We start from the raw sequence: 23,766 nt of genomic DNA, 5'->3' as shown, positions 1-23,766 counted from the left end.
GGTTTTCGCGGAAACCACCTGACAGGCCGGGTACTCCAACGTTAGCGTCGAGGCATGCATTCAGCGACGCAAAGACTGGCTCCTGCTGATGAGGCGAACCTGGTGCTCGACCACGCCGGCCAGGTCAACGTGTTCCTCGTCGCCGGCCTGCTTGCGCCGGGCGGGTTCTTGGCTCCGGACGGGACGCTGGATTTGGCGGGGCTCAGGGCGGTCCTTCGTGAACGGATCGCAGAGTTGCCGGCGCTCAGCAAGAAAGTAGCCAAGGTGGGCCGCCGGCACCACTGGGTCGATTGCACACCCGACGTCGAGCATCACGTCCGCCTTGTGGAGCCCGTGGACGGTCTTGCAGGGCTTCAGGACAGATGCGCCGAGCTCATGGGCCAGCCGCTCGCAGCGGACCGTCCGATGTGGGAGATCCTGGTGGTGCCCGGAGCTGCTGAGAGGGGACTCGGCGTCGTGCTGCGAATCCATCACGCCGTGGCTGACGGGATGACGGCGGCGGTCATCGTGCAGCGGCTCTTCGATCCCGGCGAACCGCGGGAGAGAGCAGGGAATGAGCAGCATAACAGCGGGCCAGCGGAGATACCGCGGGACCCTCTGCTGCGGGATCCACGCCGTGCACTGCGTCGGCTGAGGACGGGTCTGCGCCGAATCCGCAAGACCTTGTGGGGCAACGGCGTGGGCCGCACGGTGCTGCTCGGTGAGCGCAGCGCGCACCACGGCGTCGCTTTTCTGCAGGCAGACATCGAAGCTCTGGAGACGGCAGTGCGTCCACGGGGTGCCACGATAAACGACGCACTGCTCTCAGCGTCCGCTTCCGGCTTCCGAGCGCTCTTGATGGCTGCCGAAGAGCCGATTCCCGCGTGGCTGCCGGTGTCAGAGCCGGTGGCGCTGCGCCGCCGCGGGACTGCCGGGAACCAAGTGGGAATCATGCTTGTGCGGCTGCCGCTCGGCGAGCCCGACCCGGACGAACGCTTGCGACTCATCTCAGCGCAGACCCGCGAGGAGAAGCCGCGGGCAAGGGACCAAGGCACCCTGGAGTTCATGCGCGGTCCGGTGGGCGCTCGCATCATGGACCGCCTCGCGCGGCGGCAGCATCTGGTGGGCGGGTTCGTCACCAACGTGCCAGGTCCGGAAGGCACTTTCCGGCTCGCTGGCGCTCCGGTCGCAGCGCTCTGGCCGGTTGCGGTCCTCGCTGGCAACGTGCGGCTCGGCGTCGCGGCGGTCTCCTACGGCGGCAATCTCTGTTGTGGAATCCACTTCGACGCATCTAACGTGCCGGGCGACGTTTTTGTGTCTGCCATGGGCGAGGAGCTGGCGCGTCTTGGGAGGGCGCCGTCAGGTCCCTGATCGTTGAACCATGACAGATGGAAGATGAACGACGGCGGGAGGCCCGCCGTCGTTCATCTTTCCTCGCCGCGGACGAGCGAACGCCGACGGACCCTAGAACTTGGTGGTGCCGCGCAGTTTCCGGGGCCGGCCGTCCGGATCCACCAGGAAGCGGTTGGCAGGAGCTGCCCAGAGGCGCTGCAGGCTTGACACGGGATCTGTGGTGTGGTGCCGCGCATGTCCGGCGGGCCGCGGCGTCCGGCTGCCGGCCTGGTGCCAGCCGTCCAGGGCATCGGCGGCGGCCTTCCACAGGGCGAGTCCGTCCGCCGGGTCCTGGAACCGGGGGTCATCCTCGTCGAGGCCCAGGTGCTCGGCCCAGAGCTGGCGCCTTACCCTGTGGGCCAGCGAAGCGGATGCGTCCGGCGTTTCCTGCCGGCCGGCGCTGGTGTCGATGACCGCGCAGGTCAGCTCGCTGTCTGTGGTCCAGGACCGGCGGTTGAAGTTGTCCGAGCCGCAGGTGAACCAGGTGTCGTCGATGATGCAGATCTTGGCATGGACGTAAATGGGTGTCCCGGCCCTGTTTTCGAGGTTGAAGACGCCGAACCTGTCGGGGGCCGCGCGACGGATGGTTTCGATGGCATGCAGCTGCCCCAGCCGCTTGGGCGGACCTCCCAGCGGGCCGTCGGAGTCCGGGTAGCGCGGCACCACGGCGATCACGTTGAGCCCGGGGTTCTGCTTGAGGGCGCCTGCGATTCCCGCCGCGACCTCCGCCGACCACAGGTACTGGTCCTCGATATAGATCAGCGAACGGGCCAGGGAAAATGCCTTCGTGTAGGCCTGGGCCACGCTGCGCTCGCCGCCCGGGGCGAACGGGAACGGCGGATGCTTCACCCCGTAGGTGCGCAGCAGCTGCACGGCATGCGGGCCGGCCGGTGGCGGCGGCGGCGCGGTGTCCGGCAGCGGCTGCGGGTGCCGGGGCATGTCGGCCAGGCGCTGCAGCAGCATCCGGTACGGCGTGCGCCGGTCCAGGGGATGGGGGTCGTTCCACCGTTCCGCGAACAGTTCCAGCACATCAGCCACCACCGGGCCGCGGAGTTCGACGGCGGCGTCGTGCCAGGGCGGTTGCTTCCCGTACCGGGGGTCCATGTCCACCGCCTGCGGATCGCCCATGTGGTCGGCGTCGTCCCGGCGGCTGTGGGACAGGTCGATGCCGCCCACGAACGCCACGTCGCGTGAAGGGTCCGTCCGGCTGCGGATCACGAACAGTTTCTGGTGGTGGCAGCCGAAGACGCGGACCCGCTGGTCCAGCAGGACCTCGCCGCCGGCGTCGTTGATCTGGCGGCTGAGGAGCTCGTTGGACCGGTTGCTCATCGGGGCCTGGATACGTTCCCCATGGGACCGCCACACCAGGCCGCGCACTTCCACTCCGATCCGGGCCAGCCGGGTCAGCAGCTCACCGATGGCGGGCCCGTCCGCCTTGAGCCGCTCGTCGCCGTCCCCGCGCCAGTCGGTAAACCAGACACGGTCGCCCGCCTGGAGCGCGGACAGCTCCTCGTACAGCCGGGCGAAGTAGGTGGCCCCGTGAATCAGGGGCCGCACCAGGTTGCCCTCTGACCACGCCGGTGTCTCGGCAGGGCCGGCATGCACACCGGTGGCCGAATGCTCCCGCTCAGCGCCACTCAAGAACCAGTAACCGGCTGTACTGTCCACCCGATGCTCCCTCCGGGGCCCGAGGCGCCCCCGTTGTCCGCCCTCATTAGTAGCCTACGACGGTGCGGATCAATGTCACCGGGGCCGGGCGATTCTTCTGGGCCAGGCTGCCATGGGCACAGATAAGGACGCTTGGTGTTCACGGCGGCGAAACCCTTGCGACCCTGCCTGTTCTTTCACCAGCGGAATTCTCATAAGGCACCCCGGCGCCATCCCCTTGCCGGGCTGCGGACAATCCACGCTGCCACCAGGAGTACCCCGTGTTCGTGAAAAGCACCCTCGCCGCCGTCGCCTTCCTTGCCTCCCTGGCGGGAACCGCCGTGGCACCCGCCCAAGCCGAGGCAACCAAGCCCGCTCCCGTCGTCGTCGGCCAGCCCCTGGCCCAGGCGCACGCCCACAATGACTATGAGCATGACCGCCCGCTGATGGACGCTCTGGAGCATGGCTTCACCAGTGTCGAGGCGGACGTGTGGCTGGTGGACGGCGAACTGCTGGTGGCCCACGACCTGGAGGACGTGAAGCCCGGCGTCACGCTCGAGAGCCTCTACCTGGAACCGCTCCAGGACCTGGTCCGCAGCCAGCCCGGGCACAGCGTGTACCGGCACTGGGACGGCAGCCTGCAGCTCCTGATCGACATCAAGAGCGAGGGCGAGGCCACCTACGCCGCCATCGAGGAAGAGCTCGCCGAGCACCGCGACATCATGAGCCGCTACACGAACGGCACCACCAAGACCGGCCCGGTCACCGCGGTCATCAGCGGCAACCGCCCGCTGGCCACCATGCAGGCGCAGGACAAGCGCTTCAGCTTCTACGACGGCCGCTCCGCGGACCTCACGTCCGGCAAGCCCGCGGATCTGATGCCGCTCGTCAGCGACAACTGGACCCGGCTCTTCACCTGGCAGGGCGTCGGACCGATGCCCGAGGTTGAGCGCGCCAGGCTGCACGCCTACGTGGCCGAGGCGCACGCCAACGGTTACCGCGTCCGCTTCTGGGCCACCCCGGACCAGCCTGGCACTGCCCGCGAAGCGCTCTGGAGCGAGCTCGCCGACGCCGGCGTGGACCACATCAACACCGATGACCTCGCAGGGCTCCAGCAGTTCCTCACCGCCCGCGCCGCCTAACCCCACCCCAGAACCAGGACCATCCCCATGCCTTCAAAGACCATAAAAACCACGACGGCGGCACTCGCCCTGGCGTTCGGCCTCCTTGCCGCCCAGCCGGCCACTGCCGCGGACGACACCCCCACTGACAACAGCAAGGACGCCTTCACCTTCGGCGTCATCGGCGACATCCCCTACGGCGACGCCGAGATCGCCAAATTCCCCTCCCGTATCCAGGACATCAACGCCGACCGCGACCTGGGGTTCGTAGCACACGTGGGCGATATCAAGAACGGCTCATCCGTCTGCTCGGACGGGTACTTCTCCTACATCCGCGCCCAGTTCGACACGTTTGAGCACCCGCTGGTCTTCACCCCCGGCGACAACGAATGGGTGGACTGCCACCGCACCAACAACGGCGCCTACAACCCGCTGGAGCGGCTGGACAAGCTGCGGGAAGTCTTCTTCGACGAGCCCGGAAAGACCCTCGGCGCCACCATGCCGGTCAAGACCCAGGAGGACCTCGGGCTCCCCGAGAACGTCCGGTTTACCCAGAACCGCGTGGCCTTCTCGGTGCTCAACATCCAGGGCAGCAACAACTCCCTGCAGCCCTGGACCGGCCTGGGCGAAACCGCTGCCACGCCCGAGCAGCTGGCCGAGGTGGAGCACCGGACCGATGCCGTCCTGGTCCAGATCCGCGAAACGTTCGCCGACGCCGAGCGCCGCAATGACCGCGCCGTGGTCCTGATGACCCAGGCGGACATGTTCGATCCGTCGCTGCTCGCCGCGGCCACCGCCAGCCCGGAAATCATGTCCGGCTTCCGCGACATCGTGGCCGCCATCGTGGAGGAGACCAACAACTTCGACGCCCCGGTCTACCTGATCAACGGCGACAGCCACGTCTTCGCTGAGAACCAGCCGCTGGCCGGGGGCTCGCCCTGGCTGGAGGTGTATGGCCAGCCCGTCGCGGATGACCTGCAGCGGGTCACCGTGGACGGCTCCGCCAACGCCACCAACTACGTCCGGTTCAGCGTCGCCGGCAACAGCGCGGCCGGTTCCGGGGTCCTGAGCTGGGAAAAGATCCCCTTCAGCTCGTGAGGCCTGGCACCTAGGTAGGGTACGACGGCGGGTGCCCACCCGCCGTCGTCTGGGGTCTGGACACTGGCGGCGGCCGGATTTATGGTGCAAATGTGGCGGCTGCCTGACTGGCAGGAAGGCACATGCTGCCAGTCCGCTGTTGCTGCCGCCCGTCAAAAGGAGGAAGCAGATGGAACACGTCGAAGAGACAGTGGAAGTCGATGTCCCGGTGCGGACCGCGTACAACCAGTGGACCCAGTTCGAATCCTTTCCGCAGTTCATGTCCGGGGTGGAATCCGTAACCCAGCTGACCGACAGGACGAACCACTGGGTGACCAAGGTGGGTGGTGTCAAGCGGGAATTCGATACCGAAATCGTCGACCAGGAACCTGACGACCGCATCGCCTGGCGCAGCACGGACGGCAAGTCCCATGCCGGCATCATCAGGTTCACGCCGGTGGACGCCAACCACACGAAAGTCAGGGTCCACTTCGAATGGGCGCCGGAGACGGTCACTGAAAAAGCAGGCGCGGCGCTGAAGATCGACGAGATGCAGGTAAAGGCCGACATGCGCAAGTTCAAGGCCTTCATTGAATCGCGCGGCACCGAAACCGGCGGCTGGCGCGGCGAAGTCAAGGACACCGGGCCCATGGGGCAGCCCTAGAAGCCGGCAATCAACCCAAAGGAAGCGGACGACGGCGGGTGCCCACCCGCCGTCGTCCGCTTCCTGGAGCGTCACCGTCCGACGAGCCCCATGTGCAGGTCGTTGTAGCGGTTGCCCTGCACACCGATCCGGCTGGCGACGGCATCGAGATCTGCCACTTCATCGGCGGACAGCGCAACGGCGGTGGCCGCTGCGTTCTCCTCGACGCGTTCGCGGCGGCGCGTACCGGGGATCGGCACAATCCAGGGCTGCTGGGCCAGGAGCCACGCCAGCGCGATCTGTCCCGGCGTGGCGTTCTTGGCCGCCGCGAGGCCCGCGACATGCTCAACCAGTGCCAGGTTGGCGGCGCGGTTTTCAGCGGTGAAGCGGGGGATGGTGCTGCGGATGTCGCCGTCGGCAAACGGTGTGGACGTGTCCACGGTTCCGGTGAGGAAGCCCTTGCCAAGGGGGCTGAACGGAACGAACCCGATCCCGAGTTCGGCCAGGGTGGGCAGCACTTCCGGCTCCGGATCCCGCGTCCACAGCGAGTACTCGCTCTGCACGGCGGTCACCGGGAAGACGGCGTGGGCCGCCCGGATGGTCGCGGCCGATGCCTCGGACAGCCCGAAGTGGCGGACCTTGCCGGCCTGGACGAGTTCTCCCACCGTGCCGGCCACTTCCTCAATGGGCACGTTGGGGTCCACCCGGTGCTGGTAGAAGAGATCCAGGGTGTCCACCCGAAGCCGGCGGAGTGACTCGTCCGCCACCCGCCTGATCCGCTCGGGCGAACTGTCCAGCCCCACGGATTTCCCGTCCTCGATCCGCCACCCGAACTTGGTGGCAATGACCACCTCGTCGCGGACCGGGGCGAGCGCTTCGCCCACCAGTTCCTCATTGACGAAGGGCCCGTACACCTCGGCTGTGTCAAAGAAGTTGATGCCCATCGTGACGGCGTCGCGGAGTACGCCGATCATGGCCTGCCGGTCTGCGGGGTTCGGGCCGTAGCTCTGGGACATCCCCATGCAGCCCAAACCAATAGCGGAAACCTGCAGTCCTTGCCCCAGTGTCCGTGTATGCATGACTTCTCCCTTGCTGATGGCTGTCCGTGCCGGCACAGGCCTGCCCGGCCTTCTACCAGTCAACGGGTTCCGGCGCGGGTTAGGGAGTGTCTGTTGAAACCTGTTTTGGCAGGGCCACCCTTGGCAAGCAATCCGTGACCGCCGGATCCGTGGAAACCTGCCCGTCTTTGCCCGTCTTTGCCCGTCCGGGTAAGCCTTTCCCGTGGGACTATAGGTCCAGCGGGCCGCCGGGTGGCCCGTCATGACGATGTATGGCCGGGGGCATCATGGCGGTTAATTCGAGCTGGAGTGCGACGGGACGTCTGTCGCCCGACGCGGCAGCCGGGAAGAATCCCGGCGTGCCGGACGATTCCCGGGACGCCATGACGGTGCTGGTGGCCGACGACGACGCAGGATCGCTGCTGGTGGCGAAGGCCGCCGTCGAGAAATACGGGCACCAGTGCATCGTGGCCGCGGATGGCGAGACGGCGTGGCAGCTGTTCCAGGAGCGGCGCCCCCAGGTGGTAGTCAGCGACCTGGTGATGCCGGGGCTCAACGGGTTTGACCTGTGCCGCGCCATCCGGGCCTCGGAAGCAAGTTCCTACACGTACGTGGTGCTGCTGACCTCCCATGGCGCCCAGGAAGACGTGCTGGAAGGCATGCGGGCCGGAGCGGACGACTACATCAGCAAGCCGCTGGACCCCTTTGTCCTCCACACGCGCCTGCTGGCCGCCCGGCGTGTCACGGCAGTCCACCACGCCCTGGACGCGGCCAGGGGAAGCAACGAACGGCTCGCCGAATTCACCGGGCGGGTCAGCCACGACCTCCGGAATCCGCTCACATCCATCCTGGGCTACGTGGAGCTGGGTGCCACGGACGCGGAATCGGGCCACCCGGAGGAAGCAGCCGAGTACCTGGAAATCGTGGGCGGCAGCGCGCGGCGGATGCTGTCCATGGTGGAGGAGCTGCTGGGATACGCGTCCATCGGCGGTTCGCTGTCCAGGGAACGGCTTTCATTGGCAAACCTCGTGCAGAAGGTCACGCAGGACCTGCGGCTGGGCCTGGAGGACGCCGGCGCAGTGGTGCACTGTGAGGACTTCGTTTTCCACGCTGACGAAAACCAGTTGCGCGTGGCCCTGCAGAACCTGATCTAGAACGCCGTCGCCTACCGCCGTCCAGCGGTGCCCCCGGTCATCACCGTCTCCGGACAGGGTGCCGGAGCGGGCGCCGTCGTCCGGGTGCAGGACAACGGCAAGGGCATCGACGCCGGCGACCGGCGCAAGGTGGTTGAACCGCTGGTCCGCCTGCACCGCGACGGCGATCCCGCCGGCACGGGGCTTGGCTTGGCCACCTGCGCCCGGATCGCCGCCGCGCACGGGGGAAGGCTGGAGGTTGCACCCGGCCCCGGCGGCGGGACCACCGTCAGCATCTACCTCGGATCACCGTAGGGCGCACCTTTTCAGCCGGCCAGGCTCACGGGGGAACGGACGACGGCGGGAGGTCCCGCCGTCGTCCGCCCCGGCTTAGGCGGGTGCCCCGGACGGCACCCCGGTCGGCGCTGTTGTGGTGTCCGCCGCGGTGCCGGCGAGCTGCGGTGCCCAGCCGTCCGTGCCCTGCAGGTAGGCCCGGACCGTGTAGTTGTCCGCCTCCGCCGCGGGGAGCTGCGGGCGGTCCGCTGTCACCTGCGCGCCGGGGCCACGGTTGGTGAGTTCGTGGAACCGGGCCTCCCGCCAGGAGAAGCCGCTCATGTCCGTCCACGGCGTCCCCGAGACATGGGCCCCCAGCCAGGAGTCCCTGATCAGGACCTGCGCAACCGCCCGGGGGTCGCCGCCCGGGTGCCACGGCCTGCCCAGGTGGACGCTGCTGGCGGCGGCATCCGAGACGAGCCGGCACTGGTCAAAGAGGTAGCCGTACTTGATGGACAGGTCCTGGCTTCCGGCCGTGACATACCCGTTGTTCGTCGCCGAGCCGCGGTCCAGGGACTTGATCTCGCAACCGCTGAAAACGCCTGTGCCGCGTCCGAAGATGAAGTCCACGTCCCCTTCCACGTAGCACTTGTCGAAGTAGAAGCGCGCCGGGACGCCCGTGCCCGGCGAGTTGACCAGCAGGGTGTCCTGGTTGCCCAGCATCCTGACGTTGGACAGCACCGACCGGTCGGCCGTGATGTGCAGCGCCACCGCCTGCCGGTCCTTCATCCCCATGTTGGCGGCCTCGTCGAAGTCGTTGCTGATGGTCAGGTTCCTGGCCTCGAAGTCGGGGCCGTCGATCCGGACTGAGGCACTGCCGGAGGTGCCGTAGTTTCCGGTGCCGTCCGGCTTGGGGGTGCCGGAGGCGTTGTTGAAGACCAGCACCACGTCCTCCGGCCTGCCGCCCTGGCCGATGAACGAAATCCGCGGCTTGCTGCTGGGCACCCGGACCATCTCCCGGTAGTTGCCCGGCTGGATCCGGATCACCGTCCGCTGGGTGCTGTTGGACGGAACGGAGTCGACGGCGGCCTGTACGGTCGCGAACGTCCGGCCCCGCCCGACGTCGAGCATCACCGGGAGGTCAACCGGGCGTTCGGCGGGCCAGTACATGCCCAGCAGAGGATCGGTGCCGGCGTCGATGTTCAGGAAGTAGCCCGGCGGGACGATCTCCTTCGCCTGGAGTTCGCGGGCCACCAGCTTGGCCACGGCCAGGGCACCGGCGGCCTGGAAGTGCGTGTTGTCCTCCGAACCCTGCGGATACTGCGGGTGCTCGCCCGGCGCCAGGAAGAGGAAGTGTTCCTTGGTGCCCTCCGGTCCCAGCCGCTGCCACAGCTGCTTGGACGACGCCGTCAGGTCCACCAGCGGGGTGCCGGTGGAGGCCGCAAGGTCCCGCACCGCCTGCGGGTAGGCGCCGTGCGAATCCTGGGCGGTCCCGAAGGAATCGAACCGGCGGCGTTCCACGCTGGTGACCAGCACGGGCTTGCCTCCGCGCGCCCTGGCGCCGTCGACATACCGGGTCAGGTACTCCTTGTAGGTGCTGTCCGGGAGCGTGCCCCGGGCCGGGTCCGCCACCTTCTCGTCGTTGTGGCCGAAGGAAATCAGCAGGTAGTCGCCCGGCTGCATCAGCGCCAGCACCCGGTCCAGCAGGCCGGCGTCGGCAAAGCTCTTTGAGGAGGCGCCGGACCAGGCATAGTCGAAGACGGTGGCCTGCGGCCCCAGCAGAAGCGGCAGCGCCTGTCCCCAGCCCGCGCGGGGGCGCTCGGACTGCTGGTACGCCGACGACGTCGAGTCCCCGACGACGAAGATCACCGGCTGTGTCCGCGGCCTGGCAGGGTCGGGGCTGGTGCGGGGGATCGCGTTGGCTATGCCAGTGCCGGAGAGGGCCATGGCCCCCGCTGTCAGTGCCAGGGATGTGAGGATGGTGCGGCGGGTGGGCACAATGGCGGCCATCAGTGTCCGCCTCCTGCCGTGAAGACCGGTCCGGTGGAGTCTTGGAGCAGGGCCGGCACGGCCTGCGCCGGGTGGACCTGGGTGCGCAGCGTCGGGGTCCAGGACGTGTCCTCGGCCAGTTGGTCCACGGGTGCCGCAGCGGCGTTGTAGGCGGCGCGAAGGTCGGTGATCTTCCCGTTGACGGCGTTCCCGATAGTGGTGATCGCCGTGCCCTTGAAGCGGGTGATGATGTCCGCGGCGTCGATCCCGGCCGGCAGCGTGAAGGCGTTCGCCTCGGCGTGGAGGTGCGAATCGAAGCCTGCGCCCAGCGTGTAGCCGTAGGTCACGGTGCTGTCCGCGTTCACCTTGAAGTGGTTGTTGTACACGTCCACCTGGCCGAACCGGACCCGCGGGGCGCGCTGGCCCACGTTCTCGAAGACGTTGTGGTGGATGGTGACGCGCAGCTTGCCCGGGTCCCCGCGGCCCGGTGAATCGGTGGAGCCGATCAGGAGCAGCTTGTCATGGTCCGCGAAGCGGTTGAAGGACATGGTCACCAGGTCCGAGCCGTTGGTGACGTCCACGGCGCCGTCGTGCACCTGGTAAGGGCGGCCGAAGTAGAGCGGCTGGGAACTGTCCAGGTTGGGGGCATCGGTGAATTCGGAGTGGTCGATCCAGACGTTGGTGGCCCGGTTGATGACCTGGAGCATGTCGTACTCGCTGTTCCAGTTGCCGTCCGCCCCGTCGGTTGGATCCCAGGCCGGGAAGCAGTCGTGCGCATCCCGCACCGTGAGGTTGCGGACGATCACGTTGCTGGCACCGTTGATGCGGAGGGCGGCGCCGGTGATGGTGCTGTCCGGCGTGGCACCCACGATCGTGGTGTTGCTGGGAATGTCCACCCGGATGTTCAAGGCTTGCTTGCCGGCGGCTGCCCGCCTGGCACTCTCCTGCGTCCCTTCGGGTTCCTGGCTGCGGCCGTAGGTTGCCGGGTCGTAGTCCTGGAGGTACTGCTGCAGGCTGTAGCCGGTGCCTTCGGCGTAGTTTTCGCACGTCACCGCTGAACCATCCGCAGCGGTGTTGGCATCGATGGTTCCATGGATCCGCACAATCTTCGGCGCGGTTCCGGCCGCCGCGAAGGCCGCCAGCAGCTCAGCCTTGGTGGAAACGTCGTAGACGTGGGCGTCCGTTGCCGCGGAACCTCCGGTGGTGCCCGCCCCGGCCGAGGCCCAGCCGTTTCCCGCGGCAAGAACCTGGCGCTCCAGCGGCGTCTGGGCCGTCTGGGCTGCAGGATCCGCCAGGGGGTTGGGCGAAGCGCCTGCCGGCGCTGACACCAGCAGCGCTCCGGCCACTGCCACGGCTGCGGACATGGATAAGGTGGTGCGTTTTTGCATGTTCTCTCTTCCGTCATTGGAATGAACTTCGCGCCCCTGCCGGCGGCTGCTATGACGCCGGTGCTTGTTAGCGCTGACAAGGACCCTATCGAGAAACCGCTTTCTCGGCAATGGTCAACTTACCTTCTTGTGACGAAATGGGAAGATCGATGTCCGGATTCTCCGGGCGGTGCTCCATAATCGGGGCAGTGCCGGTCCGTCTGCCGGCTTCCCTACCCCCACCTCACAACGCAGGACACCGCCCTATGGACAGTTCAGGTTTCATCGCACTCTTCCTCGCCGGAAAGGACGGCACGGCCCAGAGCGCCCTGCCGCACGCCCCACGGCAGCGCCGGACGCCCAAGCCTGAATTGTCACGCTGGGAGGCCACCCGCGGTCACGCCGCCAGTGCACTCCACCGCCTTGCCTGGGCCATCGAGCCCGATACGGACCGCATCTCCTGACCGGTCCCCGGCCATCAGTGGGCTCCGCTAGAGCCGGAGCTCCATGAACACGCTGTTGGGATCCAGCGAGTAGTCCGCAAAAGGCGGGCATTCCGTGAAGCCGTGCCGCTCATACAGGCGCCGCGCGGGAGCGAAGTAGTCCTCGGTTCCGGTCTCGAGGCAGACGCGTCCAAGGTTCCGGTTCCGGGCGTCCTCGAGGATGTGCCGGAGCATCAGGGTGGCCACGCCCCGTCCGCGTGCGCCCGCGGCGGTGCGCATGGACTTGATCTCGCCGTGCCGGACCGCGCCGGGTGCGGCTCCCAGGAGCTTGAGGGCACCGCACCCCAGCAGGGTGCCGTCCTCGCGCGCTGTCCAGAACGTGATGGACGGGTCGGACAGCGCGGAGTGGTCCAGTGCGTGGACGCTCTCAGCCGGGGAGGTGGCGAACATGTCCGCCAGGTGCTCGCTCAGGAGCCGGTGGACATCAGGGCGTGCGGGATCGTCCCGGTCAATCGAAATCATCGCCTCCAATGTACCGGCAGCCGCCCGGGCGATTACCCCGCGCTCTTGTCGATCACGCAGAAGCGGTTCCCGTCGGGGTCCTCCAGGACAAGGAAGTCCGGGTCCTCCGGGTACAGGTCCCAGTCCACCCGCCGGGCTCCGAGCGAGACCAGCCGCTCCACCTCCGCAGTTTGGTCATCCGCGTAGAGGTCCAGGTGGACGCGCGGGTGCTCCTGGACCGGCGTCTCGCTGCGCATCAGCGAGAGCTGGGCTCCAGGGCCCGACGCCGGGGCAAGGGTCACCCACGTGTCGTCACCGGGTTCGCGGGGGACATAGCCGAGGGCAGCGTGCCAGAAATCCGTGGCGCGGGCGACGTCATTGACGCCGAGGACAAGGGTGCCGATGGTCAACATCTGCCCAGCCTAAACCCGCCGGACAGAACCTGTCTGCGGCCATTGTGGGAGCCGCCGGCCGGGAGCACCATGGTCATATGGACGCCCAAACACCCGGAACCGTAGAGCTGAACCTGCCCCAGGCCTTCCTCCTGCTGGCCACGAACGATCAAGACGGCAAACTCGAAGTGCCGGTGTTCGCGCTCCGGACCACCCTGGCCGGGGCCATCCTCGCCGAGCTGGACATGGTCGGCGCCATCCGGCTGCAGGGAAAGCATGTCCGTGCCACCGGCGCCACCCCCGCCACCGATTTCCAGCACGAGCTGGACCTCATCCGCCACAAGTCACGGCCGCACACGCCCAAGGCCTGGGTGTCCATGCTGGAGGGCCGGGCGGAAGTGCAGCGGGTCTACGAGGGAATGGTGTCCCGGGGCATCGTGGAGCACGTGGGGGAGAAGCACCTTGGCGTCTTCCAGACCGTGCGGTACCCGGAGAAGGACCACGCTCCTGAAGCGGCACTCGTGAAAAAGCTGGAAGCCGCGCTCAGCGATACGTCGGCGCCTCCCCAGGTGCCGGAGTCCCCGGAAGCTGTCGGCGCGTCCTCTGATGCCGGCGTTCCTGACGCTGGCGCTGCCGCTGCCGCTGCGAAGCCTGCAGCCAAGGCACACGAAGCCAGGACCCTGGCCCTGATCGCGCTGCTTGAGGCGGCCGGGCTGCTTCCCAAGCTCTTCCCGGCGGCGGACCGGGTATGGGCCGACGAACTGGCCAAGGACTACTGGCCGGCCCGCGCTGTGGAGGACGAGCTGCGCATGATCAGGCTCGCGGAGGAAGAAGCCGCAAACCTGTAACCCTCAGCCGCCCCTGCCCTCCAGCGGAATCACGTCCACGCGGGCATCGGCACCGAGGATCACCAGGACGTGCCGCGCCGTGACGCCCTTCAGGGCCTGTTCAAGCCGGCCCATGCCCTCTCCGGTGGCAGCAAAGGTGCCCTGGCCCGGCGGGGCCGCCCCGCCGTCGTCGGCCCGCCGCCACACCGTGACCCTCGCACCTCCGGTGAGCTCAGTGAGAGCCTTTTCGACCGCCTCGGAACCGGAACCAGCCACCAGGGTGACCTGGTCGATTACCCGCTTGCGGACGGAACCGGCTGCGGCGAGAAGGGCCCGGTCGTGCCGCCACAGTGCGAAGTGGTACCCGGCCACCAGCCCGGCGGCCACCAGGAGCCCGAGCGGTCCGCGGATCCGGTCAACCACGCTGCCGCCGGACACCCCGCCCAACAGGAACTCGAAGACCCGGTAGGCGATCACCAGGAGGGCGATCAGTGCCACCACGGCGCTCACGCCGAAGAACGCAATGAGGTAGATCCGCCTTCCTGGCGGAATCGCATCAGCGCTCCGCGGTTGTTTGTCCGGTTTCCACGCCAGCCACCACACCGGGCCACCCACTGCCAGTGAACTGATGCCGCCCAGGAGCAGGGTCCGCTCCGTGCCGCCGGCCAGCGGCGATACTGCTGCGGCCAGGAGCGCGTTGATGATCACGCCAACCCCTGAGGCTGCCGCGGCCAGGGCCACAGCCGAGGTGACCAGGAGGCTCGCGCGCCGGTTTTCAGCGGACCGCTGCACGGCCACCGCCCGGTGGTAGCGCCACACCACGGCCCCGATCAGGGCCGAAGCCAGGGCTGTTGCCAGGGGCTCCAGGATTTCGCCGGTCGAATCTGTGGGGTCAAACGCCAGCCTCAGGAGGACAAACAGCACAACAGCGCTTCCACCCAGCGCGGTGATTCCGGCCGCGAAGATTCCGACGACGATGGTGCTGACGTCAACCAGGCCGGTCCGCATCCTGCGTCCGTCCTCGTGAATCCAGTGCCACCACCAGACCGCGCCTCCGCCCGCTGCCCACACAACAGACCGGAGCACCGCATGCCACCACAGAGCTGTCCCGGTGAGCGAAAAGCTGCCGCGGATGGGGGCATCGAACAGGCCGCCCAGCGCGGTGATCGCTGCAATGGCGCCCACCACCAGGCCAAAAAAGGTTCCGATGGTGGTGCGGATGTCGGTCAGGTGCGGGGCCCCTTTGGCCGGATGCCGCCACATCCAGCGGTGCCACACCCAGACGGCGGTCCAGACCAGGCCATTGGCCAGCGGGGGCGCCCACTGGGCCCGTGCGGAACCGATCCAGGAGGCCGCAAATTCCAGCAGCGACGTGGTGGCGATGATCAGCGAGACTGCATACATTCCGGCCAGGTACAGGCCCCAGCCGGTTGCCGTGCGCTCCGCCTCGTCCAGCCTGCGCCACAGAAACCACCACAGGAGCAGGGCCAGCGGTCCGCCGATCAGGGTGAACGCAAGCCCGCTGGCGAGGCCCTGCGCATCGGTGGCGGCCAGAACGGACCCGGACTCGAACAGGCGTTCCAGCAGCCCGCTGGCGCCGGAGGCCGCGATCACCACCAGGGCAAACAGGAGGGCATATTGGATCAGCCGGCGCAATGTCACCTGGGCGTGGGACAGTGACGAGGTTCCCGGCTGCACCTGGAGGTTCATGGCCTTACCGGCGTTCCAGTGCAGGCAAGCAGGGTGTACGGGGCCGCAGCGATCTTCCACGCTCCGCCGGATTTCACCAGAGCGAAGGAATCCTCCGATTCGTATTCGGACGGGCCGAACGGTCCGCCGTCGGAAGACTGGACGATCGAGACCGTGACGGTGGCCGATTCCTGCCTTTCGTTGGTGTCCACCAGGACCACCCTCTCGGGACGGGGCATGCCGATGAACTTCTCGATGCACTGGTCCCGGGCTTCGTCTGTCAGGTAGGTGCCGGCAGCTGCGGTGTCACCGTCGATCACTGCCGCGCTGTACCGCTGGACCACGCCGGCGGGACTGTTCTCGTCCAGAGGCTTCGGATCACCCCGCAGGAACACCACAGCCAGCGCAACGGCCACCAGCACGCCGATGACACCGAGCAGAACCACGAGGATCCGGTCAGGTTTTCCCGCTGCACCATCCATGCCGCAAGTATGGGTCATGGAATGCGCATTGGATGGTGGCTTAAGGCCCCAATTTGGTCACCTTCTGACCCCGTCGGAGACGCTTTGGGGCAGCAGGTCTTAGACCCCGGCGCGGGAGAAGACGTTCCCGAAGAAAGCGGCAAGGCCGTCGGCTTTGGCCTGCGTCTCCGCCTGGCTGAGGGTCCTGCTCTCCGCCTCGACGGACAGCGTTCCCCTGCGTGCGCCGCTGCGGACGTGCCATTCGCCGGTGCCGTCCGGCAGTTGGTAGGCGAGGGCGTAGCTGGAGTCCGCGGCAGGGCCCGGGCTCAGTTGGATGACCGGGGACCACTGCCGGCTGGCGCCCCCGGGTACCTCTTCCTGGATGCCGGCACAGCTGCGAACCCCTTCAGCCCGGGCGTCGAAGGGGTAGGGCCGGGACGCCGCCCCGGGCATGCTGACGACGGCGAAATCGCTGTAGTCAATCTTGCCGGGACCCTGGATCTGCCCCTGCCCCATCACCGCGCCGGACAGGGACCCGAAGTACGCCTCGTCGCTGAAGGTGCACGGGGCCTCGGGCTCCCTGGATGAAGTGCCGGGAGTAATACCCGGGGGCGGCCCGAGGACGGAGGCCCCGCCCAGGGTGGCGGGCTCGCCGTTCGGGCCCGTGATGCCCTTGAACAACTCCACCAACTGTTCGGCCGTCAAGGAATTCGCCGGGACCGGTACAACAGACGGCGCGCCCTTGCCCGCCTCTGTGATGAGGTCCTTCGCCAGCGCTGCCATGGAGTGCAGTGCCGGCTGGGCGTCGGCGTCGGAGTCGAGCCCGGCGACGGCGAGGGTCAGTGTGATGGAGAGCGTTCCGGCCAGTGCCCGCAGCCCCACGGAGCCGTAGTCGCCTGGTCCTTTCGGCTCGGGGGACTGCCTGTAGCCGTACTGCCGTTCCGCCACCGGGGGAGCGGCCAGCAGTTGTACGGCGTAGGCCGAGGGCCGTCCGGACTCGGTCGTAACCAGGCCAAAGTGGCTGCACCGGGAAACAAGGTCTTCCGGATAGCCGAAGTCTGCCTTCGCGATGCCTTCTGCGCTTCGAAGCGTGATCATGATGGTGCTTGCCGGTCCCTGCTGCCCGCCGGCCACAGGGATGCCCCCTTCTGCGAAACTTACTGCCTTGTCCGCCCAGCGGACAAACGGGTTTTCGGGGACGAACGCCAGGCATTCCCCGGGGGTGGTCTCCGTGCTGACCGACGGAAACGAACCGCTCGCAGCGCCGCTGCGCAGGCGGGTGGGATCTTGGGCTGCGGCCATCGGCAGGTTGCGGGCCTGGGCAACACCGATGATGATGGCCGCCAGTTCGGCATCGGTGAACGGCTGAGACGGCCACCCGCCCGTGCCTGCAGGCGGGGGCGATGAGGACGCAGGCAGCGGGGTGTTCGAGGGGCTGGCCCCGGGAGCCGGGCCTCCGGCCGAGCATCCTGCCAGGACCATTGCGCCCGCGACGGCGGCCAGCACCAGCGGGAGGCGCTTCGGTTTTCGTGCTGTTGCGGGTTTTCGTGCTGTTGCGCCCATGCGGCAAGTGTGGGCCCGCCCGGGCCGGCCTGGCTTGTGCCTTTCGGCCCCTTTCCCGAACTCCACCGTCGAAGGGGCTGTGACGGCAACCTTGTTGCTTTTGCTGCAACGCCCAGTCCCAGGCTCGCGAGAGGCGCATAGGCCCCCTCCTCGCCGCTGGTGACACGGAAATCGAGAAATTAAAAGCTGTTGCTACCTCTTGACTGTGCTTCACGTCACCATCTATGTTGAAACAACCAAGTTGCAATGAATGCAACTCCAACTCTTCCTGGTGGTTCCATGAGTAACGAATCAACCCCAACCGGGTCGGGGATCCTTGCCGCTGACGCCAAGGACCCTTCCCGCAACCTGGATTCCCCGGTGAGCAGGGACACGCGCCGCCGGGTCATCACAGCCAGCTTCATCGGCAATTTCGTCGAGTGGTTCGACTACGCCGTCTATGGCTATCTCGCAGTGACCATCGCGACGGTCTTCTTCCCTGAGTCTGATCCGCAGACCGGCCTCCTGCTGACCTTCGCACTGTTCGCGATTTCATTCCTGGTCCGCCCGCTGGGCGGGTTTGTCTGGGGGCATATTGGCGACAAGGTGGGGCGGCGGACAGCCCTCTCACTGTCCATCCTGATCATGTCCGGAGCGACGTTCTGCATTGCCCTGATCCCCGGCTACGACACAATCGGCATCTGGGCGCCCGTCCTGCTCCTGATCATCAGGGTTGTCCAAGGCTTCTCCGCGTCCGGTGAATACGCCGGAGCATCAGCCTTCCTGGTGGAGTACGCGCCGGCAGGCAAACGCGGCCTCTACGCTGCGGTAGTACCGGGCAGCACCGCCGCCGGCTTGCTCCTCGGGTCACTGATCGCCGGGCTGCTCACAACCCTGCTGTCCGCCGAAGCACTGCAGAGCTGGGGCTGGCGGCTGCCGTTCCTGCTGGCAGCCCCGATGGGCCTCATCGGCCGGTACATCCGGACCAAGCTTGAGGACACCCCCGCATTCCGCGAGCTGGCCGCCGAGGACCATGCCGACAAGACGCCCGTCTCCAGCCTCTTCCGCAACCACTGGCGGCAGCTGCTGCAGGCCGTCGGCGCGGTGCTGCTCAACGCGGTCGGCTTCTACGTGATCCTCAGCTACATGCCCACGTACCTGTCCTCGGAGCTGGGCCTGGGTGAAACCGAATCCTTCCTGGCAACAACCATCGCGCTGGTCACCTACATCGGCTTCATCTTCCTCACGGGCATGCTCTCGGACCGGTACGGACGCAAGAAGGTGCTCATCAGCGCATCAATCACCTTCATCGTCCTCACCGTCCCCGCCTTCGCGCTGCTGGGCACCGGAAACTTCCTGGTCATCGTCCTGGTCCAGGTCCTCCTCGGCGCCATGCTCACCCTGAACGACGGCACCCTGCCCAGCTTCCTGGCGGAAATGTTCCCCACCCGCGTCCGCTACAGCGGCTTCGCCGTGAGCTTCAACCTGTCCAACGCCCTCTTCGGCGGCACTGCACCCTTCATGGCAACGCTGCTCATTGCGGCCACCGCCAGCGACCTGGCTCCCGCCTGGTATCTCGTTGCAGCCGCCGTCGTCTCCCTGGTGGCCGTGGCCCTCTCCAGGGAAACCGGCAAAGAGCCCCTGCGGCACGAATAGCTTTCCTCCAAACCAACACGCACCAAACGCACGATAGAAAGGCAACACCCCATGACCATCACCACCGACAACGCCTCCTCCATCGCCGAACTCGAGCGGCTCAAGGTCCTCCACAACGGCACCAAGGGCAAGCTCACGTTCTCTGATGCAGAGTTCGAACGCCGCCTGGGCGGCCTCCGCCAGATCATGGCCGCCAAGGACCTGGACGCGGTCATCCTCACCAGCTACCACGGCATCAAGTACTACTCCGACTTCCTCTACACCACGTTCGGCCGCAACTACGCCCTGGTGGTCACCGCCAACGACTCGGTGACGGTCACGGCCAACATCGACGCCGGCATGCCGTGGCGCACCTCGTACGGCGAGAACATCGTGTACACCGACTGGCGCCGCGACAACTTCTACTTCGGCCTGCAGGAGGCGCTGCGCCAGCGCGGCGTCAAGGCAAACCGGCTCGGCGTCGAGGACGACTTCCTGCCGGGCCTGACCCGCGAGAAGATCGCCGCCGCCTTCCCGGGCGCCGAACTCCTGGACGTCTCCCAGGACGCCATGCGCCAGCGCATGTTCAAGTCCGCCGAGGAGATCGAGGTCATCAAGCACGGCGCCCGCATCGGCGACCTCGGCGGCGAGGCCATCCGCGCCGCGATCCGCGAGGGCGTCACCGAGTACGAGGTGGCCCTCATCGGCACCGAGGCCATGGTGCACGAGATCGCCAGGACCTTCCCGGACCGGGAAGTCCGCGACACCTGGGTCTGGTTCCAGTCCGGCATCAACACCGACGGTGCCCACAACTGGGCCACCACCCGGAAGCTGCAGCAGGGCGACATCCTCTCCCTGAACTGCTTCCCGATGACCTCCGGCTACTACACGGCCCTGGAGCGCACGCTCTTCCTCGGCCAGCCGGACGAGCGCTCACTGGAGCTGTGGAACATCAACGTCGAGGTCCACAAGCGCGGCCTGGAACTCATCAAGCCCGGCGCCGTGTGCAAGGACATCGCCGCCGAACTGAACGAGATCTACATCAGCCACGGCCTGCTGGCCAACCGCACCTTCGGCTACGGCCACTCCTTCGGCGTCCTCAGCCACTACTACGGCCGCGAAGCAGGACTCGAGCTCCGCGAGGATATCGATACTGTCCTGGAGCCCGGCATGGTGGTTTCCATGGAACCGATGATCACGGTCCTGGACGGCCAGCCCGGCGCCGGCGGCTACCGCGAGCACGACATCCTGGTGGTGGGCGAGGACAGCGTGGAGAACATCACCAAGTTCCCGTTCGGCCCCGAGCACAACATCATCGGCGCATAGGCGCCCAGCACCCAGGCGGCGCCGCGGTCATCGCGGCGCCGCTTTCGGCGTCCCGGCGAAGATAAGGAAAGATGATGCCTACCATGACTCCAGCAGCAGCCAAAGAAACCGACGTCAACGGCACCAACGGTAGTGCGGACACCAAAGGCGCGTCCGTCGTCGTCAATGCCATCGCCGTGCTGCGCACCTTCACCGCGGACGAGCCGCTGCTGGGCGTCACCGAAATCGCCAACCGCGTGGGCATGCACAAGAGTTCTGTCTCCCGGATCCTGGCCACCCTTGAACAGGAAAACCTGGTGGAACGCGACCCGGAAACCCGGCGCTTCCGCCTGGGCCTTGGGCTGATCGCGGTGGCCGGGCCGCTGCTGGCGGAGATGGAGGAACGCCGCGTGGCCTACCCGGTCCTCCGCCGGCTCACCGAGCAGACCGGCGAAACCAGCGCGCTCATGCTCTGGAACGGCGACGAAGCCATCTGCGTGGAACAAATCGCCAGCCACCACCAGATCAAGCACACCACGCCCCTGGGCGCACGCTACCGGGACGCGATGAGCGCCTCCGTGCAGGTCTTCCTCTCCACCCTGCCCGCCGAACGCGTCCGCGAACTGCTCCGCAGCGGCACCATCACCTTCCCCGGAATGGACGACGCCGGCCTGGCCGCCTACGAGGCCCGGCTCCAGGAAGTCGCCGGCCGCGGATGGGCCGAAAACTACGGCGAATCCTCCATGGACGAGGTGGGCGTTGCCGCTCCCGTCTTCGACCACCGCGGCGACGTGGTGGCTGTCGTCCTGATCCCCGCGCCGCGCTTCCGCGTCTCCCGCGAGCGGCTGGAGGGCCTGGCCGAGTCATGCGTTGCGGCCGCTGCGCAGGTGACCAGCCGCCTGGGCGGGCGCGCAGTTCCCGCCAGCTGAGGAGCCACCCGTGCTCTCTGGACAGTGCACCTGTGCAGGCGGATACTGTGCCCAAGGGCCCAGGCCCTGACGTTTGACGCGACTGTTCCCCTATATGGGACCCGGCTTCTGTCCCGACATCCGGGCAGATGCATCACATGGATTTCTTCCATTAAGCAATCACACGACGGGCTCCGGCAGTTGGATCGTGAGCCGCGCAAGGGCCCGCCCAAGGTCTGAAAGGTCGTGGAGCAATGGCCGCCCTCAAGAATTTGGCCGTTCCAGTACTAACCATCGGGGCTCTCGCCCTCGGCGCCGGACCCGCGGGGGCCGATGTTCCGGAACCCTTCACAATAACGGAGACGATTGACTTCGAGGCGGAGGAGTTTTCGTTCATCGCGACGGGAAGCCTGTGCCCGTCGGGAACCTTTGAAGACGAGGTAAAAACTTTTGCCGCCGATAAGGGTAACTCGGGCAGGCTTGTGCTTCTGATCAGGACGGAATACATCTGCGACGACGGAAGCGGCTCGTTCGATGCCCTGAAGCACGTCATTATTACCTTCACCGGCGAAGACTCGTCCACGAGCTCCGGACCCATCAGCCTGAAGGGCGGCACAGGGGATTACGTAGGCCTGGCAGGACACGGAGTCGATGTCGGTCAAGCTGAGGGTGGACTTGGACTCGGTGAAATCTCGGGTGTTCTGGTTCGCTAAGGGAGGGTTTGACTAGGGCAGGCCGGCCATCCGCACCGCCAGGTGGAGTGCCGCCAGCCTGCCCGTGCCGCGCGGATCGCCGCCGCACAGCTCGAAGATCCGCTGCAGCCGGTGGTGCATCGACTGCCGTTCCAGGTGCAGCTCGCGTGCGGACTGCGCAGTGTTGCAGCCGGAGTCCAGCCACACCTGCAGGGTCTCCAGCAGCTGCGACTGGCGCTGTGCATCATGGTCCAGGATGGCGCGCAGCTGCCGGTTCACGAACGCGTCCCGCGCGGATGCGTTGATCCCCTTCAACGCGAGGCTCTCCACGGCGGTGTCCTCGGCATCCAGCACCACCAGGCCGTGGGACGGGTGGCGCCTGCGTGCTGAGGCGTTCCGGCGCCGGATCTGGCGGACATCCAGGGCGCGGCGGGCTTCTGCCAGCGACCAGGCAGCTTCGGCCACCCCGGCCGCCGGCGGGCCCACGGCAATCGTGGCATCGTGGTCGCCGTCCAGCCCCTGCAGGGACTCCAGGAGCTTCCGCCGTTCGCCCGCGGTATCGGTTCCGGGCAGGGCCATCATCACCACCAGCTCCGCGTCATCCTGGTAGGCGGCACTGGGAATCCGGCTGGAGCTCAGGAACGATTCGATGGCGCGGCGGAGCTTCTGCGGCGCCGCCGCGTGGATGGCGGCCACCACGGCAGGGGAATCCGGCGGGAACCCGGCCCCCGGAGCCAGCTGCTCCAGCCGCCAGGCCGGCGCTGCGGTCAGGACGGCCCGCATGAGTTCCGCCCCGGCCTGGGCGTGGAGCCCGGGAGGGGTGTGCTGCAGCAGTGCCAGGCCCAGGATGTCCACGGCGCGGTCACCGGCCACCCGGGCCAGCCCGGCATCCACACCGGCCGGGATCTCGATCTCGAGCCGGCCCATCAGCACGCCGCGCACGGGGATGTCCACGTTGATCTTCGTCCTTGCGGCCGTGTCCGTCACGGGGTCCTGCCCGCCCGGGCTGCCGCCGCCGTCGTCGTCCTGTTTCTGCCAGCCGGCGGGGACGGCGCTGCCCAGCGCGACGCCCCACGGCGAGACGAGGCTGACGGACGAACCGATGATGCCCGCCAGCACGCCCAGGATCTGGTCCAGCGACGCACCATGGGCCAGTTCGGCAGCCATGGCGCGGGTGGCGGCGTCGGCCTGCTGCAGGTGGCCCGCGGACTCGCTCACCAGGATGGAGTTGATGGCCTGCATGACGCCGACGAACGGCACCACTTTCCGCAGCTCCACCACGGCCAGGCCGTGCTCCTGCGCCGCCTCCAGCATGGCCGGCGGGATCTCCGGCAGGACGCCGCCGGTCTCCACCGCCAGCGCGGCGATGCCGCGCTGGGCCAGGTCGCGCACGTAGGCGGCCTGCTTCTCCGGCGTTGCGGACGCCAGCGTGATGCCGCCGCACAGGAGCAGTTCGCCGCCGCGCAGCAGGGGAGCGATGTCCAGCACCTCGCTGGAGTGGACCCAGCGGACGGGCAGGTCCTCCGAAAGGCCGGCGGCGTGCACCACCGGGTCGGCGGCGGCAAGGACAGGGTGGGCGAGGATATCGCCAAGGGAGACTGACATGACATTCCGTACGGTACTAGAAGCATCTGTTAGACACATCGTATCTTGTTGCTTGTGATGGGGGCCACATAGCCTTGAAGTACTCAA

At 67.5% G+C, this 23,766-nt stretch carries 21 protein-coding genes and 1 pseudogene; 12 read left to right on the top strand and 10 right to left on the bottom strand.

The genetic code is table 11. The features are described 5' to 3' along the window. The first annotated feature begins 54 nt into the window (after positions 1–54). Positions 55–1,350 (top strand): wax ester/triacylglycerol synthase domain-containing protein, encoded by a 1,296-nt coding sequence (locus ACJJV6_RS05290; protein WP_235046767.1) that lies wholly within the window; start codon positions 55–57, stop codon positions 1,348–1,350. A gap of 93 nt (positions 1,351–1,443) precedes the next feature. On the opposite strand, the gene ACJJV6_RS05285 is transcribed toward ACJJV6_RS05290, so the two are convergent. Next, the gene (locus ACJJV6_RS05285) at positions 1,444–3,039 is read right to left on the bottom strand and encodes a phospholipase D-like domain-containing protein (protein ID WP_009356777.1); all 1,596 of its coding nucleotides are present in this window, start codon (positions 3,037–3,039) and stop codon (positions 1,444–1,446) included. A 260-nt stretch (positions 3,040–3,299) separates the two neighbouring features. On the opposite strand from ACJJV6_RS05285, the gene ACJJV6_RS05280 reads away from it, so the two are divergent. From ACJJV6_RS05280 to ACJJV6_RS05270, 3 genes are all read left to right on the top strand, one after another. Further along, positions 3,300–4,160 (top strand): phosphatidylinositol-specific phospholipase C/glycerophosphodiester phosphodiesterase family protein, encoded by an 861-nt coding sequence (locus tag ACJJV6_RS05280; protein WP_009356778.1) that lies wholly within the window; start codon positions 3,300–3,302, stop codon positions 4,158–4,160. 27 nt (positions 4,161–4,187) lie between these two features. Then, positions 4,188–5,237, top strand: coding sequence for a hypothetical protein (locus ACJJV6_RS05275; protein ID WP_009356779.1), 1,050 nt, complete (start codon positions 4,188–4,190; stop codon positions 5,235–5,237). Between the two features lie 169 nt (positions 5,238–5,406). Further along, positions 5,407–5,880, top strand: a complete 474-nt coding sequence (locus tag ACJJV6_RS05270) for an SRPBCC family protein (RefSeq protein WP_009356780.1) — start codon at positions 5,407–5,409, stop codon at positions 5,878–5,880. Positions 5,881–5,951: 71 nt separating this feature from the next. On the opposite strand, the gene ACJJV6_RS05265 is transcribed toward ACJJV6_RS05270, so the two are convergent. Continuing rightward, positions 5,952–6,938, bottom strand: a complete 987-nt coding sequence (locus tag ACJJV6_RS05265; RefSeq protein WP_035751966.1) for an aldo/keto reductase — start codon at positions 6,936–6,938, stop codon at positions 5,952–5,954. Between the two features lie 338 nt (positions 6,939–7,276). Here ACJJV6_RS05265 and ACJJV6_RS05260 point away from each other — a divergent pair, with 338 nt between their 5' ends. Both ACJJV6_RS05260 and ACJJV6_RS05255 read left to right on the top strand, forming a co-directional pair. Beyond that, the gene (locus ACJJV6_RS05260; protein WP_407710095.1) at positions 7,277–8,071 is read left to right on the top strand and encodes a response regulator; all 795 of its coding nucleotides are present in this window, start codon (positions 7,277–7,279) and stop codon (positions 8,069–8,071) included. Positions 8,072–8,083: 12 nt separating this feature from the next. Next, positions 8,084–8,365, top strand: a pseudogene (locus ACJJV6_RS05255) (ATP-binding protein); the annotation flags it as partial. Between the two features lie 75 nt (positions 8,366–8,440). Here the strand turns inward: ACJJV6_RS05255 and ACJJV6_RS05250 are convergent. After that, positions 8,441–10,333 (bottom strand): pectinesterase family protein, encoded by a 1,893-nt coding sequence (locus ACJJV6_RS05250; RefSeq protein WP_009356783.1) that lies wholly within the window; start codon positions 10,331–10,333, stop codon positions 8,441–8,443. Beyond that, positions 10,333–11,700 (bottom strand): polysaccharide lyase family 1 protein, encoded by a 1,368-nt coding sequence (locus tag ACJJV6_RS05245; RefSeq protein WP_009356784.1) that lies wholly within the window; start codon positions 11,698–11,700, stop codon positions 10,333–10,335. Before ACJJV6_RS05245 ends, ACJJV6_RS05250 begins: the two co-directional genes overlap by 1 nt. Positions 11,701–11,945: 245 nt before the next feature. Between ACJJV6_RS05245 and ACJJV6_RS05240 the strand changes: the two genes are divergently transcribed. Beyond that, the gene (locus ACJJV6_RS05240; RefSeq protein ID WP_009356785.1) at positions 11,946–12,143 is read left to right on the top strand and encodes a hypothetical protein; all 198 of its coding nucleotides are present in this window, start codon (positions 11,946–11,948) and stop codon (positions 12,141–12,143) included. 27 nt (positions 12,144–12,170) lie between these two features. Here ACJJV6_RS05240 and ACJJV6_RS05235 read toward each other — a convergent pair whose 3' ends face one another. Together ACJJV6_RS05235 and ACJJV6_RS05230 are read right to left on the bottom strand one after the other, a co-directional pair. Further along, complete coding sequence (locus tag ACJJV6_RS05235) at positions 12,171–12,644, bottom strand: GNAT family N-acetyltransferase (protein ID WP_009356786.1); 474 nt, start codon at positions 12,642–12,644, stop codon at positions 12,171–12,173. Positions 12,645–12,676: 32 nt separating this feature from the next. Then, positions 12,677–13,036, bottom strand: a complete 360-nt coding sequence (locus tag ACJJV6_RS05230; RefSeq protein ID WP_009356787.1) for a VOC family protein — start codon at positions 13,034–13,036, stop codon at positions 12,677–12,679. A gap of 77 nt (positions 13,037–13,113) precedes the next feature. Here ACJJV6_RS05230 and ACJJV6_RS05225 point away from each other — a divergent pair, with 77 nt between their 5' ends. Further along, on the top strand, positions 13,114–13,863 hold the full coding sequence (locus tag ACJJV6_RS05225) for a GPP34 family phosphoprotein (protein ID WP_009356788.1): 750 nt from the start codon (positions 13,114–13,116) through the stop codon (positions 13,861–13,863). A gap of 3 nt (positions 13,864–13,866) precedes the next feature. Here ACJJV6_RS05225 and ACJJV6_RS05220 read toward each other — a convergent pair whose 3' ends face one another. The 3 genes from ACJJV6_RS05220 to ACJJV6_RS05210 form a co-directional block, all read right to left on the bottom strand. Beyond that, positions 13,867–15,552 (bottom strand): DUF5671 domain-containing protein, encoded by a 1,686-nt coding sequence (locus ACJJV6_RS05220; RefSeq protein WP_354175612.1) that lies wholly within the window; start codon positions 15,550–15,552, stop codon positions 13,867–13,869. Then, positions 15,549–16,013 (bottom strand): hypothetical protein, encoded by a 465-nt coding sequence (locus tag ACJJV6_RS05215; RefSeq protein ID WP_354175610.1) that lies wholly within the window; start codon positions 16,011–16,013, stop codon positions 15,549–15,551. The genes ACJJV6_RS05220 and ACJJV6_RS05215 overlap by 4 nt, the downstream gene beginning before the upstream one ends. 99 nt (positions 16,014–16,112) lie before the next feature. Beyond that, positions 16,113–17,555, bottom strand: a complete 1,443-nt coding sequence (locus ACJJV6_RS05210; RefSeq protein ID WP_235046769.1) for a hypothetical protein — start codon at positions 17,553–17,555, stop codon at positions 16,113–16,115. 279 nt (positions 17,556–17,834) lie between these two features. On the opposite strand from ACJJV6_RS05210, the gene ACJJV6_RS05205 reads away from it, so the two are divergent. The 4 genes from ACJJV6_RS05205 to ACJJV6_RS05190 all read left to right on the top strand — a co-directional run bounded on the left by ACJJV6_RS05205 (position 17,835) and on the right by ACJJV6_RS05190 (position 22,095). Continuing rightward, entirely contained in the window at positions 17,835–19,190 is a 1,356-nt protein-coding gene (locus ACJJV6_RS05205) for an MFS transporter (protein WP_009356791.1), read from the top strand. 51 nt (positions 19,191–19,241) lie between these two features. Beyond that, positions 19,242–20,495: a M24 family metallopeptidase gene (locus ACJJV6_RS05200; RefSeq protein WP_009356792.1), complete on the top strand. Its 1,254-nt coding sequence runs from the start codon at positions 19,242–19,244 to the stop codon at positions 20,493–20,495. Between the two features lie 83 nt (positions 20,496–20,578). Continuing rightward, positions 20,579–21,403, top strand: coding sequence for an IclR family transcriptional regulator (locus tag ACJJV6_RS05195; protein WP_009356793.1), 825 nt, complete (start codon positions 20,579–20,581; stop codon positions 21,401–21,403). Positions 21,404–21,636: 233 nt separating this feature from the next. Next, positions 21,637–22,095 (top strand): hypothetical protein, encoded by a 459-nt coding sequence (locus ACJJV6_RS05190; protein WP_009356794.1) that lies wholly within the window; start codon positions 21,637–21,639, stop codon positions 22,093–22,095. Positions 22,096–22,107: 12 nt separating this feature from the next. On the opposite strand, the gene ACJJV6_RS05185 is transcribed toward ACJJV6_RS05190, so the two are convergent. Beyond that, positions 22,108–23,679 carry a PucR family transcriptional regulator gene (locus ACJJV6_RS05185; RefSeq protein ID WP_009356795.1) on the bottom strand — a complete coding sequence of 524 codons (1,572 nt, stop codon included), beginning with the start codon at positions 23,677–23,679 and terminating at the stop codon, positions 22,108–22,110. Positions 23,680–23,766 lie beyond the last annotated feature (87 nt).

This window comes from Arthrobacter nitrophenolicus, assembly GCF_045833485.1.
Lineage (GTDB): Bacteria > Actinomycetota > Actinomycetes > Actinomycetales > Micrococcaceae > Arthrobacter > Arthrobacter nitrophenolicus.
The sequence above is the reverse complement of the archived record's forward strand: the minus strand, read 5'-3'. Positions and strand labels throughout refer to the sequence as shown.